Source organism: Halorubrum depositum, from assembly GCF_007671725.1.
Taxonomy (GTDB): domain Archaea; phylum Halobacteriota; class Halobacteria; order Halobacteriales; family Haloferacaceae; genus Halorubrum; species Halorubrum depositum.
This window is the reverse complement of record NZ_VCNM01000002.1, coordinates 503,773-518,161: the sequence shown is the minus strand read 5'-3', so window position 1 is coordinate 518,161 and position 14,389 is coordinate 503,773. Positions and strand designations below refer to the sequence as shown.

Annotated in this window: 17 protein-coding genes; 12 read left to right on the top strand and 5 right to left on the bottom strand. The window is 71.1% G+C overall.

Annotated features, from left to right (window positions below):
- The first annotated feature begins 405 nt into the window (after positions 1–405).
- From ribH to FGM06_RS09980, 8 genes are all read left to right on the top strand, one after another.
- Positions 406–810, top strand: coding sequence for a 6,7-dimethyl-8-ribityllumazine synthase (ribH, locus tag FGM06_RS10015; protein WP_144799114.1), 405 nt, complete (start codon positions 406–408; stop codon positions 808–810).
- Positions 811–841: 31 nt separating this feature from the next.
- The gene (locus tag FGM06_RS10010; RefSeq protein ID WP_144799113.1) at positions 842–1,996 is read left to right on the top strand and encodes a pyridoxal phosphate-dependent aminotransferase; all 1,155 of its coding nucleotides are present in this window, start codon (positions 842–844) and stop codon (positions 1,994–1,996) included.
- Positions 1,997–2,133: 137 nt separating this feature from the next.
- Positions 2,134–2,643, top strand: a complete 510-nt coding sequence (locus FGM06_RS10005) for a universal stress protein (RefSeq protein WP_144799112.1) — start codon at positions 2,134–2,136, stop codon at positions 2,641–2,643.
- 93 nt (positions 2,644–2,736) lie between these two features.
- The gene (locus FGM06_RS10000) at positions 2,737–3,207 is read left to right on the top strand and encodes a universal stress protein (RefSeq protein WP_144799111.1); all 471 of its coding nucleotides are present in this window, start codon (positions 2,737–2,739) and stop codon (positions 3,205–3,207) included.
- 99 nt (positions 3,208–3,306) lie between these two features.
- Positions 3,307–3,657, top strand: coding sequence for an Asp-tRNA(Asn)/Glu-tRNA(Gln) amidotransferase subunit GatC (gene gatC, locus FGM06_RS09995; RefSeq protein ID WP_144799110.1), 351 nt, complete (start codon positions 3,307–3,309; stop codon positions 3,655–3,657).
- A gap of 1 nt (position 3,658) precedes the next feature.
- The gene (gatA, locus tag FGM06_RS09990) at positions 3,659–4,966 is read left to right on the top strand and encodes an Asp-tRNA(Asn)/Glu-tRNA(Gln) amidotransferase subunit GatA (protein ID WP_144799109.1); all 1,308 of its coding nucleotides are present in this window, start codon (positions 3,659–3,661) and stop codon (positions 4,964–4,966) included.
- Between the two features lie 90 nt (positions 4,967–5,056).
- A complete protein-coding gene (locus FGM06_RS09985) occupies positions 5,057–5,806 on the top strand; it encodes a hypothetical protein (RefSeq protein WP_144799108.1) in 750 nt (249 codons plus the stop codon).
- A 76-nt stretch (positions 5,807–5,882) separates the two neighbouring features.
- Positions 5,883–6,389 (top strand): DUF5797 family protein, encoded by a 507-nt coding sequence (locus tag FGM06_RS09980; RefSeq protein WP_144799107.1) that lies wholly within the window; start codon positions 5,883–5,885, stop codon positions 6,387–6,389.
- A 264-nt stretch (positions 6,390–6,653) separates the two neighbouring features.
- Here FGM06_RS09980 and FGM06_RS09975 read toward each other — a convergent pair whose 3' ends face one another.
- Together FGM06_RS09975 and FGM06_RS09970 are read right to left on the bottom strand one after the other, a co-directional pair.
- On the bottom strand, positions 6,654–6,992 hold the full coding sequence (locus FGM06_RS09975; protein ID WP_144799106.1) for a DUF7111 family protein: 339 nt from the start codon (positions 6,990–6,992) through the stop codon (positions 6,654–6,656).
- Positions 6,993–7,068: 76 nt separating this feature from the next.
- Complete coding sequence (locus FGM06_RS09970; RefSeq protein WP_144799105.1) at positions 7,069–7,611, bottom strand: carboxymuconolactone decarboxylase family protein; 543 nt, start codon at positions 7,609–7,611, stop codon at positions 7,069–7,071.
- Between the two features lie 106 nt (positions 7,612–7,717).
- Here FGM06_RS09970 and FGM06_RS09965 point away from each other — a divergent pair, with 106 nt between their 5' ends.
- Together FGM06_RS09965 and FGM06_RS09960 are read left to right on the top strand one after the other, a co-directional pair.
- Positions 7,718–8,647, top strand: a complete 930-nt coding sequence (locus FGM06_RS09965; RefSeq protein ID WP_144799104.1) for a 1,4-dihydroxy-2-naphthoate polyprenyltransferase — start codon at positions 7,718–7,720, stop codon at positions 8,645–8,647.
- Between the two features lie 2 nt (positions 8,648–8,649).
- Entirely contained in the window at positions 8,650–9,783 is a 1,134-nt protein-coding gene (locus FGM06_RS09960) for a mandelate racemase/muconate lactonizing enzyme family protein (RefSeq protein WP_144799103.1), read from the top strand.
- An 18-nt stretch (positions 9,784–9,801) separates the two neighbouring features.
- On the opposite strand, the gene FGM06_RS09955 is transcribed toward FGM06_RS09960, so the two are convergent.
- Positions 9,802–10,224, bottom strand: coding sequence for a halocyanin domain-containing protein (locus FGM06_RS09955; protein WP_144799102.1), 423 nt, complete (start codon positions 10,222–10,224; stop codon positions 9,802–9,804).
- A 99-nt stretch (positions 10,225–10,323) separates the two neighbouring features.
- Here FGM06_RS09955 and FGM06_RS09950 point away from each other — a divergent pair, with 99 nt between their 5' ends.
- Positions 10,324–10,779, top strand: coding sequence for a DUF5799 family protein (locus tag FGM06_RS09950; protein ID WP_144799101.1), 456 nt, complete (start codon positions 10,324–10,326; stop codon positions 10,777–10,779).
- 31 nt (positions 10,780–10,810) lie between these two features.
- On the opposite strand, the gene FGM06_RS16050 is transcribed toward FGM06_RS09950, so the two are convergent.
- Both FGM06_RS16050 and FGM06_RS09945 read right to left on the bottom strand, forming a co-directional pair.
- Complete coding sequence (locus FGM06_RS16050; RefSeq protein ID WP_186311001.1) at positions 10,811–10,960, bottom strand: DUF7557 family protein; 150 nt, start codon at positions 10,958–10,960, stop codon at positions 10,811–10,813.
- Positions 10,961–11,048: 88 nt separating this feature from the next.
- The gene (locus FGM06_RS09945; RefSeq protein WP_186311035.1) at positions 11,049–13,217 is read right to left on the bottom strand and encodes a hypothetical protein; all 2,169 of its coding nucleotides are present in this window, start codon (positions 13,215–13,217) and stop codon (positions 11,049–11,051) included.
- A gap of 145 nt (positions 13,218–13,362) precedes the next feature.
- Between FGM06_RS09945 and FGM06_RS09940 the strand changes: the two genes are divergently transcribed.
- The gene (locus FGM06_RS09940) at positions 13,363–14,364 is read left to right on the top strand and encodes a phosphotransferase family protein (protein ID WP_144799099.1); all 1,002 of its coding nucleotides are present in this window, start codon (positions 13,363–13,365) and stop codon (positions 14,362–14,364) included.
- Positions 14,365–14,389: the final 25 nt, after the last annotated feature.

Here is a 14,389-nt window from a genome sequence, read left to right as displayed (position 1 = left end):
AGCACCGACCGCTCGCAGACGGCTGATTGACTACTCTGCGGCGAACACCGCCAAAGCCCCAGCCGCGAGAACTCGCGCGACTCGCTGCGGTCCTCGATCGCTCACTTCGTTCGCTCCCTGCGGTCCTTGCGTCGCCGTGCTTCGTCCTCGCGACTGCCCCTTTGCGTCCCACCCCGCACAGCACCTCACGCCTCCCCAGCCTCGTCGGTCGGCCTCGCTTCGCTTCGGCCGACCGACTCCCTCGCACGCGCTCCTCGCGGCCTGTCGGCCGCTCGGTGGCGCGCGCCAACCGCCTCGGCTATTTATAAGCAATAATCGCCACTCCGCCGCCGTTACCGAAGACGTTCGCCCGGCAACCTTCCGCCGGAACGGTAGACCTTTGCCGCCGCCGGTGTGAGCGAGCGTATGGTCTCGCTGGGACTGGTGGTGGCGCGGTTCAACGACGCCGTCACGGAGCCGATGGCCGAGGCCGCCCGCGAGGCGGCCGCCGACCGCGACGCCGTCGTCGTCGACGAAGTGAGCGTGCCGGGCGCGTACGACAGCCCGCTGGCCGCCGACCGGCTCGCGCGCCGCGACGACGTCGACGCCGTGGCGGTGATCGGCGCCATCGTCACCGGCGACACCGACCACGACCGCGTCATCGCGAGTGCGACCGCCGAACAGCTCACGCGAGTGAGCCTCGACCGCGACACCCCCGTCACGTTCGGCGTGAGCGGTCCGGGGATGTCCGGCGCGGAGGCGCGCGAGCGGATCGACAAGGGCGCGGAGGCCGCGAACGCCGCGATCGACCTCGCGACGGAGCTCGAATGAGCGCCGGAGACGACACACGGAGCACACGACAATGAGTCACGCATACGACTTCTCGGACCGGATCGGACGCGTAGAGCCCAGCGCGACGCTGGCAATATCGAACCTCGCGGCGGAGAAAGAGGCCGAGGGCGCCGACATCGTCGACCTCTCGGTCGGCGAGCCCGACTTCGACACCCCCGAAAACGTCGTCGAGGCCGGCAAGGACGCCCTCGACGCGGGTCACACGGGCTACACCTCCTCGAACGGGATCCCGGAGCTGCGGGAGGCGATCGCGGCGAAGCTCCGCGGCACGGGGATCGACGCCGACGCCGACGAGGTGATCGTCACCCCCGGCGGCAAGCAGGCGTTATACGAGACGTTCCAGACGCTGATCGGCGACGGCGACGAGGTCGTCCTGCTGGACCCCGCGTGGGTCTCCTACGAGGCGATGGCGAAGCTCGCCGGCGCCGACCTCTCCCGCGTCGACCTCGCCCCCCACGGCTTCCAGCTCGAGCCCGCGCTCGACGACCTCGCCGAGACGGTCTCCGACGACACCGAGCTGCTCGTCGTCAACTCCCCGTCGAACCCCACGGGCGCGGTCTTCTCGGAGACCGCGCTGGAGGGCGTCCGCGACCTCGCGGTCGAACACGACGTCACCGTGATCTCCGACGAGATCTACGAGCGCATCATCTACGACGCCGAGCACGTCTCGCTCGCGAGCCTCGACGGGATGGCCGACCGCACGGTCACGATAAACGGCTTCTCGAAGGCGTTCTCGATGACCGGCTGGCGGCTCGGCTACCTCCACGCGACCGAGGAGTTCGTCGGACAGGCCGGCAAGCTCCACTCGCACTCCGTCTCCTGCGCGGTCAACTTCGTCCAGCGCGCGGGCGTGGAGGCGCTGGAGAACACCGACGACTCCGTCGAGGAGATGCGGCGGGCGTTCGCGGACCGCCGCGACCTCCTCGTCGACCTGTTCGACGAGCACGGGGTCGACGTCGACGTCGGCGACGGCGCCTTCTACATGATGCTCCCCGTCGACGAGGACGACCAGGCGTGGTGCGAGGCCGCCATCGAGGAGGCGTCCGTCGCGTGCGTGCCTGGCAGCGCGTTCAACGCCCCCGGCCACGCGCGTATCTCCTACGCGGCCAGCGAGGAGCGCCTGCGCGAGGCGGTCGACCGACTCGTCTCGAACGACCTGCTGTAACCGCGGCCGGTTCGACGCGGCTTCGCGGCCGCTTTCGCGTCCGCTTCTCATCACCGCCAGACGACCGGATCGGTCGCGAGCGCCGATCTGCGGTGGGTTTTTACCGCTGCTCCAATAAGTTTCAGCTTGGTGGCACGATGTACGACGACATCCTGTATCCGACAGACGGGAGCGCCGGATCGGAGGCGGCGGCAGCGCACGTCAGAGAGCTCGCGTCGGCGTTCGACGCGACCGTGCACGTGCTGTACGTCGTCGACGCCCGCGAGGGCGGGCTGGGCCTGAGCGGAGCGTTCCTCGACGAGGAGAGCCAAGCGATGAGCGGGCGGTCACCGGAAGAGGGGTACATCGGCGGGCACGAGGAAGGGCCCGACACCGACGACGTCGAGGAGCGGCTCACCGTACATGTGACGGAACTCCTGGAAGAGTCGTCCGAATCGTTCGACGGGATCGACGTGCGGACCGCCGTCAGAAAGGGGGACCCGCATACGGCCATCCTCGAACACGCCGACGAGAACGACGTCGACATCATCGTGATGGGGACTCACGGTCGGACCGGCGTCGAACGCTACCTGCTCGGTAGCGTCACGGAGAAGGTGGTGCGCCTCTCGGACCGGCCCGTGGTGACGGTCCGGGCCGACGAGGAGTGACGGCGCGGATCCGTCGGACCGCTCTCCCGACGCTCGACCGCTCCCGCCGGTGGGACTTTATGTAACTGTGCGGATGGTTGGATTGGTGACACCATGTACGATCGCATCCTGTATCCCACGGACGGGAGCGACGGTTCCGAGGCCGCGATAGCACACGTACGGGAGATGGCCGAGGCGTTCGACGCGACGGTACACGTGTTACACGTCGTCGACACGCGTCAGTTCACGCTCGGGTTGGGCGGGAACTACATCTCCGGGCCGAAGGGCTACGCGAAAGACCAGCCGTCCACAGAGGACCGGAAGCGCGAGCTCGAGGAGCGCGCCAGGCCGTTCGTCGAGGAGCTGGCGGCCGATTTCGGGGGGATCGACACGGTCTCCGCGGTCCGGGCGGGAAACCCCCACAGGGCCATTCTCGAGTACATCGACGAGAACGACATCGACCTCGTCGTGATGGGCACCGAGGGTCGCACCGGCGTCGAGCGCTACCTGCTCGGCAGCGTCTCCGAGAAGGTCGTGCGGCTGGCCGGCCCGCCCGTGGTGACGGTGCGGGCCGAGGAGGAGTGATGGCCGGCGACCGCCGCTCGGCACCGGTCGGCCGCCGGCTCGCTCCCGGACGGTCCGCCGTTCCGAAACCCTTACTCCCGGTCCGGGACACCTCGACGTATGAGCGATACGTCCGAGTCGACGGGTGACGCGGGGGCGGGCGAGTCGGGCGACCCCGACTCGCCCGCCGGTTCCGATGCGGCCGCCGTCGACGCCGAGGAGGTCCGTCACGTCGCGGAGCTGGCCAGAGTGCGCCTCGCCGACAACGAGGTCGAGGCGTTCGCCGCGCAGTTCGGCGACATCCTCGACTACTTCGAGGCCCTCGACGAGGTCCCAGAGACCGAGCGCGAGGAGGAGCTCGTCAACGTGATGCGCCCCGACGAGGTCGAGTCGGGGCTCTCCCAGGAGGAGGCGTTGTCGAACGCCGAGGAAACGGAGGACGGCTACTTCGTCGGGCCGAAGGTGTCGTAAGATGGCGGCCGACCTCAACGCCTTCATCACGGAGGCGACGATCGAGGGCGACGCGGACGCCGAGGGCCCCCTCGCGGGGGCGACGGTCGCGGTCAAGGACAACATCTCCACCGAGGGGATCCGGACGACCTGCGGCTCCGAGATGCTCGCCGACTACGTCCCGCCGTACTCCGCGACGGTCGTCGACCGGCTGACGGACGCCGGCGCGACGGTCGTCGGCAAGGCGAACATGGACGAGTTCGGGATGGGGACGACCACCGAGACCTCGGCGTTCGGCCCGACCCGGAACCCCGCCGATCCGGAGCGCGTCCCGGGCGGCTCCTCGGGCGGATCGGCGGCGGCGGTCGCCGCCGGCGAGGCCGATCTCGCGCTCGGCTCCGACACGGGCGGATCGGTGCGCTGTCCGGCCGCGTTCTGCGGCGTCGTCGGGATCAAGCCGACGTACGGGCTCGTCTCGCGGTACGGGCTCGTCGCGTACGCGAACTCGCTCGAACAGATCGGCCCGATCGCGGGCACCGTCGAGGAGGCGGCCGCCGCGCTCGACGTCATCGCGGGGCCGGACCCGAACGACGGGACGACGCGGGACCTCGCCGAGGTCGACGGCGCCGACCCGGACGCGAGCTACGCCGCGGCCGCCGACGGCGACGTCGACGGGCTCACCGTCGGGATCCCGACGGAGCTGTTCGAGGGTGCCGACGAGCGCGTCGTCGAGACGGTCGAGGCCGCGATCGCGGGGTTGGAGTCGAGAGGAGCGGAGACGGCTGAGATATCGCTCCCCTCCGTCGAGCACGCGGTGCAGGCGTACTACGTGATCGCGATGGCGGAGGCCTCCTCGAACCTCGCGCGCTTCGACGGCGTGCGGTACGGGACCCGCTCCGAGTCGGACGGCAACTGGAACGAGTCGTTCGCGGAGACGCGCGAGGAGGGGTTCGGCGCGGAGGTCAAACGCCGGATCCTGCTCGGGACGTACGCGCTCTCGGCGGGGTACCACGACAAGTACTACGAGAAGGCGCAGGACGCCCGCGCCTGGGTCCGTCAGGACTTCGAGGAGGCGTTCGCAGACGTCGACGTGATCGCCTCTCCGACGATGCCGGTGCTCCCCTTCGAGCTCGGTGAGAGCCTCGACGACCCGCTGCGGATGTACCTCGCGGACGCCAACACCACCCCGGTCAACCTCGCGAACCTCCCGGCGATCTCGGTGCCGGCCGGCGAGGCCGACGGGCTCCCGGTCGGCCTCCAGATCGTCGGCCCGAAGTTCGACGAGGAGACGGTGATACGCGCCGCGAGCGCGGTCGAAGCCGCCGACTGAGGCTCGCTACCGGCGGTTCTTAATCCGCGTAAAACCGCGTTGAGCGTCTCACCCGATTATCTGTATCGCGCCCCTCCTCCCGGGCGCATCATGACCGACACCGAATCGACGGCGACGGACGCGTTCGATCGCGACTCCGTTCGCTCCGCCAGTCGGATCGCCATCGCGGCGCTCGCGCTGGTGGGCGTGTTGTACCTGTTCACGCTGCTCCCGGGCGTCGACCGACTGGTCCCGCTGACGCCGATCACGTTCGCCGCGGTCGCCAGCGCCGCGGTGACGGCCGCGGTCGTCGCCCTCCTCGCGTACGCCGCGCCGAAGGTCGCCTCGCTGACGCGCGCCGCCCTCCACCGGACCGACGCCGCGGAGCACGTCGAGCGCATCGCGGAGAACGGCGGCGCGATGGCGTACTGGCTCGTCGTGCTCGCGGCCGTGCTGGTCGCGCACCGCGGGTTCGCCGGGGCGATCGTCCCCCTGATCGACGGGTTCGCGTGGGCGTACGACGCCGCGTTCCTGATCGCGTCGTTCGTCCCGCTCGTCTTCGTCGTGGCGCGGCTGACCGTGACCGTCGACCCGCTCTCGGAGCTCGTCGCCGACCGCGTGGCGGGGCCCGAGTCGTCCGGAGAGGCCGACGACGCGGGCGCGGACGAGTCCGAGGCGAGCGCGGGCGGCGACGACGCCGGCGAACCCTCGACCGCGACGAACGAGCGCGACGCGACCGATTCGCACACGCACTGGGCCGACGACCGGTGGGACGCCGACGGCGCCGACGGCGAGGGCGGCTCGTCCGACGACGCGGACGACGTTTCCGACGACGCGGACGACGAGTCGACGACCTCCTGAACGAGTCGACGGACCCTGCCCCCCGCCTCGGATCGCGATCCGGAACGTCCATACCTGCCCCGGTGAACGGGGACGTATGGCGCTGACCGACGAGGAGCGGAGCCGGCTCGCCGACATCGTCCGCCTCCAGCCGACGAAGAACGGCGAGCTGCAGGACGCGTGGGGGCTCGAGAGCGGCAGCGAGGTGCACCAGTACCTGCAGAACCATCTCGAGGAGTACTACTACCGCGACGACGACAGCCTGATCCGGTCGACGGCCGAGGCGAACGGCCTCGTCGACGTCGAGCCCGGCATCGAGGCCGACGCGGTCGCGAAGGGTGGTGCGCCCGACACGATCCGCGTCCCGGAACTGGTGGCGCAGGTGTTCGAAGTGGTGGCCGACCCCGACGAGCGCTCGCAGTCGGTCGTCAGCGTGCTCAACGCGGTTCGGGAGGCGTTCGACGTCGACCCCGACGTCGACGAGGTGCGGCGCGCCCTCCGGACCCTCGAACGCAAGAACGTCGTCGAGGTCGTCTACCGGACCGTCCCGACGTTCAAGCTCGCCGTGGCGCGCGACGAGATCACGGTCGAAGTGAGCGAATAGTTGATTTAAAAGGCAGTTGTCGGAGCGGAGATAGTCGACGGAGAAAGAACCCGTACCGACTCAGTCGCCGTTTTGTAACCGTCCAACCCGCAGTCGACGACGACCACCCCCAAAGTCCCACCTCCTCACCGCCCAGAACCACACCTCACACCTCCCCAGCCTCGCGGTTCGCGCTCTCCGAGCGCTCACCGCGTCCCTCGCGCGTGCACCTCGCGCCCTGCGGGCGCTCGGTGGCACGCGCCACTGTATCGAAACTCCCTCGCCTCACATCCCCATGTCGGCGGCGGCGTCGGGGACCGGCAGGTCGCCGACGGTGACGCCGAGTAGCTCCGCGGCGTGGTCGAGCGCCATGTCGAACCCGTAGTACCGCTCCAGCTCGTCGCCGGTCGGTCCCGAACGGACCTTCAGCATCGCGTACCCCTCGGCGTTCTGGGCAATCGTCGCCTCGGCGCCGTCGGCCGAGAAGGTGAGCAGGCGCTCGCCGTCGGCCTCCTCGTAGCGGGCCGCGATCCCGTTCGCTTCGGCTTCGGTGGATTCGGCTTCGGTGGACCCGGCCTCGGTCGACTCCGCGCCGGCCTCCCCGCCGCCCGTCGTGTCGCTCATACTCCGGGTACGGACCGGGCCATGTCGTATCTGTCGGTCGTCGGGGCGGGAGCCGCGTTCGGCCAGTCCGCCCGCCTCACCGCGGGTCCCAGCCGTGGAACTCGGTGCCGGCCTCCAGTTCGAGGTCGAACGCCTCGATCATCCCGCCGAGGCCGGCGTACCCCTGCGCGAGCGCCGCGATCCCGACGACGGTCTCGTCGTCGTACAGGGCGGCGACCTCGTCGTGAACGATCGCGTCGACCTCGCGGCGGGCGACCGCGACCGCGTACTCGACCAGCGTCGTCTCGGCGGCGTCGAGTGGGGCGAGGTCCTCGGTGCCGATCCCGGCGATGACGTCGTCGTCGATGCCGACGCCGCGGGCGATGTTGACGTGCTGGTGCCACTCGTAGCGGTTCCGCGTCTCGCTCGCGGCGGCGAGGATCACGAGCTCGCGCTCGCGGTCGGAGAGGCCGCTGTCGGTCCACAGCGAGCCGAGGAACGAGCGCAGTCCGGCGAGCACCTCCGGGTTGTTGCCGAGCGACCGGTAGACGTGGAGCGGCTTCCCCTGGAGCGACGACTCCAACAGCTCCTCGTACTCCTCGGGCACGTCCGACGCGTCGACGTATGGAACGCGGGCCATACGGTCCCCTCGGCGTCAACCGGGATAGCTGTGTGCGACTCGGTCACGCTCGCCGGATCGATCCGGGATGGCAAGGTTAAGGGACGCGACGCGCCTATCGCCGGTAATGAGTACCGAGGTGTCGCGGCGTCGGGCGTGGGTGATCGCCGCGCGGCCGCAGACGCTGCCCGCGGCGGCCGCGCCGGTGATCGTCGGCGTCGGGCTCGCGCTCCGGACGGGCGCGTTCGCCCCGCTCCCGGCGCTCGCGGCGTTCGTCGGCGCGGCGCTGATCCAGGTCGGCACCAACTTCGCGAACGACTACTACGACGCGATCCAGGGGGCCGACACGGACGATCGCGAGGGGTTCACCCGCGTCGTCGCCAGCGGCCTCATCGAGCCGGCCGAGGTGAAGCGGGCGATGTGGCTGACGTTCGCGGCCGCGATCCTCGTCGGCACCTCCCTCGTCTTTATCGGCGGCGTCCCGATCCTCGTGATCGGCCTGGCGTCCGTCGCCGCGGGGATCGCCTACACGGGCGGGCCGTACCCCCTGGGCTACCACGGGCTCGGCGACGTCTTCGTGTTCGTCTTCTTCGGCGTGATCGCCGTCACCGGCACCTACTACGTGCAGGCGGCCGCCCTCGTCGGCGGCGCCTTCCCCCTGTGGATTCCCGAGGGCACGGTCACCCTCGCGGCCGTCGTCGCCAGCCTCCCGATCGCCGCGCTGTCGACGAACATCCTCGTCGTCAACAACGTCCGCGACCGCGAAGAGGACGCGGCGACCGGCAAGCGCACCCTCGCGGTCCGGTTCGGCTACCGGTTCTCGCGCGCCCAGTACGTCGGCCTGCTCGCACTCGCCTACCTCACGCCCTTCTGGTTCCTCGTCCGCGGGGACGGCCCCGCTGTGTTGCTCCCGCTCGTCACGCTCCCGCTGGCGGCCACCGTCGCGCGCACCGTGCTGACCGAGACGTCCGGCGACGCGCTCAACCCCGCCCTGGAGTCGACCGGGAAGCTCCTCGCGGCGTACGCGGTCGCGTTCGCCGTCGGCCTCGCGCTCTGACCGTGCGGCTCCGCCCCTTCTCGCTCGGCCTGACGACGCCGCTCGGCACGGCGAGCGGCGAAATAACCGAACGCGAGGGGTTCCTCGTCGGCGTGGGGTCCGGGGACGTTCGCGGCGACCGGCAGGAGCGTGGCGACGGAGCCGGCGTCTCGACTTCGGGACTCGGCGAGGCCGCCCCGCTTCCCGGGTGGACCGAGTCGCTCTCGGAGTGCGAGTCGGCGTTGCGCGGCGTCAACGACGCCGACGGCACCCTCGTCGACGGCGCGCTCGACCGACTCGATCCGCGGGAAACGCCTGCGGCCCGGCACGGTCTCGCGCTCGCGCTCGCGGACGCCGCGGCGAGGGAAGAAGGCCGGTCCCTGGCGGCCCGCCTCGCGGCCGAGCGCGATCTCCCGGCGCCGGCCGAGACCGTCCCGGTCAACGCGACGGTCGGCGACGGCGACCCCGAGGTGACCGCCGTCGCGGCGGAGCGAGCCGTCGCGGATGGGTTCGGCTGCGTAAAGGTGAAGATCGGCGCGCGCTCGCTTGACGCCGACGTCGAGCGCCTCCGCGCGGTCCGGGAGGCGGTCGGCGACGAGGTCGCGCTCCGGGCCGACGCGAACGGGGCGTGGGACCGGGCGACCGCGCGGAAAGCGCTCGACCGTCTCGCGCCGCTGGACCTCGCCTACGTCGAGCAGCCGCTCCCCCCCGACGACCTCGACGGCGCCGCGGCCCTCCGGCACATCCGGACCTCCCGGGACCGCGACGGCGACGGCGCCGACTCCGCGGTACCGATCGCCCTCGACGAGACGCTGTCGAACCACGGGCTCGACGCCGTCCTCGACGCCGGCGCGGCCGACGTCGTCGTCCTGAAGCCGATGGCGCTCGGCGGGCCGGACCGCGCGCTGGCGGCGGCGGCGACCGCGCGTGCGGCGGGCGTCGAGCCCGTGATCACCACCACGATCGACGCGGTCGTCGCGCGGACCGCCGCGGTCCACGTCGCGGCCGCGGTGCCCGAGGTCGCCCACTGCGGGCTCGCCACGGCCTCGCTGCTCGACGAGGACCTCGCGTCGGACCCCTGTCCGGTTGCGGACGGGGAAGTGCCGGTGCCGGACGGCCCCGGACTCGCGGGCGACGCGTTCGACGGGCTCCCCTGAGCGCTCACCGGCCGGCCGTCAGCGGTCCGGCTCGACGACCTCGATGACTCCTTCCATGTCCCGCGTCTGGTGCGGCGTGCAGACGTACTCGTAGGTACCGGGCTCGGTGAACCGGTGTTGGAAGGTGTGACCCTCGGCCGCGGCGAGCGAGGAGTCGAAGGCGCCGCCCCTGTCGACGACGTTGTGGCTCCCGCCGACGCCGGTCCACTCCCAGACGACGGTCGCGCCGACGTCGACCCGGACGGCCGCGGGCGCGAACGAGAAGCCGCCGTCCGCCCCGACGGCGACCGAGACGGCCCCCTCGCCGGTTCGGTCGACCGTCTCCGCGCCGTCGTCTCCGCCGTCGCCCCCGGGGAGGAGCGCGCCGGTACACCCCGCGAGCCCGGCGATCGAGGCGGCGCCGGCGGCCGCGAGCAGCTCTCGTCGCGTTCGTCCGTTCATGCCGGAGCGAGGGCTCGGACGGTATAAAGCGTCCCGAGAGCGTCGGCCCGAGGGCGGCGAGGGAAAGGGGCTTGTACGGCCGCGTCCGAACTGGAGGGTATGAGCGAGTGGACCGACGCGATCGTCGGCGATCGGATGACCGTCGACAACCAGTTCACGGAGCGGGTGGCGGCCTCGCGGTTCTCCAGCCAGGAGTGGGGCCTGATCATGACCGCGACGGAGTTCGAGATCGAGGACGCCGCCGATCCGGACGACGCCCGCATCGTCGCCGACACCTCCAGCCTCCCGGCGATCATGCCGGAGCTCGAGAACGTCCGATCGCAGGTCGCGGCGATGGGCGGGGCGCCGGGAGGACAGGACGGCGGGGGCTCCGGTGGCGGCCTCGTCGACTCGATCAAGGACGCGCTCGGACTCGGCGGCTCGGGCGGCGGGGGCGCCAGCGACGAGGAGCTCGACGCCGCCGAGCGACTCGTCCAGGAGTACGCCGACGAGCTCCAGGCGCACCTCGAATCCAACGGCAAGTGGGAGCAGGTCAGGCTCGCGTATCAGGAGTAAACGGGGGTCGCGACCGGCTAGGGGTCGGTCGCTACTCCATGTCGCCGCTGCGGAACAGCGTCAGCTCCTCGGCCTCGTAGATGCCGATCAGCTCGCTGACGATCGCGTCGTACTCCTCGTCGTCGACCCGGAGCGCGTCGAGCCGCTCGACCGTCTCCTCGTCGAGGTGGATCTGGGGCATACGTGGCGGTTCGTGGTCCGGCAAATAAAAAATACCGGCGGCGACAGGGTCGTACCCGAGAGATCGCGAGCGATCACGGTCTCGCGATTCAATCACTCGTCCGGGACTCGAGGTCGGACGCGTTCGACTCGCGGGACGAGAGCGCCCGCCGGACCGACTCCGCGACGTCCTCGGCGGAGAGGCGGTCGCTCCAGAGGACGAGGTCGTCCCCGATCCGGATCACCGGTGCCTTCTCGTCGTGAATGCCGAGGAGGCCGGACGCGTCCGTTTCTCCGATCCCGCGCCACGGACTACCGGCGAGGAACGGCTTCGAGTCGAAGGGGTCGAGAATCCACGACTCCATGCCGAGCCGTGCTCTCGCCGACAGGAACGACCGAAGCAGAACCCGGTACGATCCCTCCGTAACGGGCCGAACCGAATACAGGTACGTCGGAAGCCCCCGATCGACGGCGACGGCGGTCGCGGGATCACCGGCGAAGCGCGCCGCCGGGCCGTCGGCGCCGAACGCCAGTCGGACCGCGACCGCGATCGAAGACCCGGAGCTGAGCAACCCGACGAAGGTCCGGATCCGATCCGGTTCTGCGACCGTGTCGAGCGCGACGGCGCTCGAACCGCCTCGCTCGACGGTGCCGGCCGCGAGGGCGGCGTCGGTCCCCTCGAACACGGTTACACCCGGTGCCTCCCGCTCCGCCTCCGCGCTCCGCCCCGCGACGTCCGCGGGCCCGTCCGCCGCCTCGACGACGCCATCTTTCACCGGGAGCCCACAGAAGACGACGTCGAACGCGGGATCGGACAGCGTCCCGACGACGGTCTCCCGGTTCGGGGCGGCGGATACGGTCCACGACCCGATCCCGTCCGGGAGCTCCGGGTCGGTCATCGACCGCCGGATCGCTCGTGCGCGATCGGCGTCGGCGACGAGGAACGCGACGGCGACGTCGCCGCGCTCGACCGTGGGTCTACGAAGGGCGTTCTCGTACGCCGCCGGGGTCAACACCGACGCGCCGGCCGGGATCGGGGCCACGTCCGGACTCGGGATCGACCCGCCGTTCGCGTTCGCCACCGGGTCCGCGTCCGGGTCCGAGAGCGCGCCGGCGGTCGCGTCCGGTCCGAGTGTGTCGGCGGCCTGCGGCGACGTAGCGAGGGCGATCGGCGCGTCCGGCCGCGGCGGGTCCGGGGAGCCGCGAACGCGGATCGGCGCCAGCCCGTGTGCGAGATGCGGCAACAGCTCGGCGGTCGCAGGCCCGGGGCGCAGTACAGCCTCGGTCGGCCACGTGGGGACGTACGGCGCCACCGTGTCCGGGTCGACCTCGAGGTATTCCATCAGCCGCTCGCTCATCGAGAGATCCGCGAGGTTCGGCGGGTAGAAAGGGAGCTCCGGGCCGACCCGTTCGTACTCCGCTCTGTCCGACGGGACGTATCCCTCCGTCCGCGCGAGCGTGTCGAGGAAGAACCACGTTCGAAGCAGCTCCGTGGCCCGCTCTTCGAGGGCCTGTCCCTCGGAAGGAAGCCGTTCCACGTATCCGGTATCGAGCCGTATCGCGGGCGCGTCGCCGGTCACCATCTCCGCCCCGAGGTAGTACGACAGCGTCGCGAGCCGGTAGACGTCGGCGTACGTCGGCCGAACGACGACCTCGACCCCCGTGTCGGGCACGGTCAGCGGGCTCGGGATATCGAGTTCGTCGCCGCGCTCGATCCGGGGCGGATAGCCGCGTAGCGTCGGCCACGACCGCTCGGGGGAGAACTCCTTTATCGACGAGCCCAACACGGACACCGCCTCCGCCAGCGCGGTCGGGTCGTCCGGGACCGTGATCGTCGCCTCCGGGCGGGTGTGGAGCGACCGCGCGCCGACCGTGACCGTCCGCGGACGGTCGAACGCGATTTCGACGGGGTCCGGGCCGGCCGAACCGCTCGTCTCGATTTCGACGTCCGTCACTCGGATGAGCGCCTTCGTGACCCCGTTCACCTCGATACAGTAGGACCCGCGCGGGAGCTCCAGCGGCTCATTCAGTTGGGCGACGAGGTCGCCGTCGTCGTCGCGAACGCTGATCGAACCGTACTCGGGGACCGACAGCGACTCGGCCTCGAAGCTGACCGCACCGTCGACCGGGAGCGGGAATAGCTCCGGGAGCGCGGGCCGCAGATCGGGTTCGCGGTCGAGGACGAGCCGGAGTTCCGCTCCCTCCAGCTCGTCGCGGACGCGGAGCGTCCCCTCGTCGACCTCGAATCCCACTCGCCCCCCGAACGCGTCGTCTCTCACTGGCATCTGATGCATCTTCAACAGTTATGAGGGTGTCGGTGATTTCCGCGGTTCGGCATCTCTCGCCCGCCACGACCGGAGTTCATCGTCTCGTGTTAGCAGCCGTGACAGCAGTCTTAACAGCCACCGGACGCGATGCGTCGACATGGACGAGGCCGTGACGACCGCTCTCGACGCGGCGTTCACGGAGCGGTCGGTCGAGCGGCTGACCGATGTCGGCCCCTCGTGGAACGGCGCCAACGAGACGGTCGGCGTCGTTTTCGCGGACGGCGGTCGGGCGTTCTGTAAGGTCGCGATCGACGGCGACGGCACGCGGATCGCCCGCGAGCTGGCGGTGTTGCGGTACGTCGCCGCCGAGCGACCGATCGCCGTCCCCGAGGTGCTCGCGGCCGATCCGGACGCGGACCCGCCCTATCTCGTTACGGGACCCGCTCCGGGACGCGAACTCCTCGACGCGTGGGAGGAGCGCGAGTGCGACGCCGAGGGTGGGCCCCGGTGCGAGGCGCTGCTCCGGCGCGTCGGCGCGACGCTGGCGACCCTCCACGCTGAGCGGTTCGAGACCCACGGCGAGATCGTCGGGAGCCACGACCGCGACGGGCTCGCCCTCGAACGGGCGCCGTGGCCGGACGTCCTTTTAAAAACGATCGAGCGAACCCGGGAGATCGGCACGTCGGAGCGACTCGGCCACCACTACGACGCCGTGATCGACTGCGTCGAGGCGAACCGCGACCGCCTCGGCGACGCCCCGGCGGCCCTCCTCCACGGCGACGTCGCGATGCCGAACCTGTTCGTCGTCGGCGATGAACCGGTCGGGGACGCCGACGCCGGCGGAATCGCCCCGATCGACTGGGAGCTGGCCCACGTCGGCGACCCCGCCCGAGACCTCGTCAGGGCGGAGGACCAGCTTCTCAACGGATTCGACACGCGGGGACCGGACCGGTACGCGGCGGCGCTCCGCGCCGGATACGCCGAGCGCGCCGGCGGACTCCCGGCGGGGTTTGCGGCCCGGCGCCCGATTTACGAGGTCGTCCGAATGCTCGGGCGCTCGGGGTTCGTCGACCAGTGGACGACCTACGTCGACGAGCCGATGGACGCCCTCGTCGACCGGGCGGAGGCGGAGCTGCGGGCGCGGTTGGAAGCGGTCTGAAACGCCTCCCGGCGCCGGCGCGTCG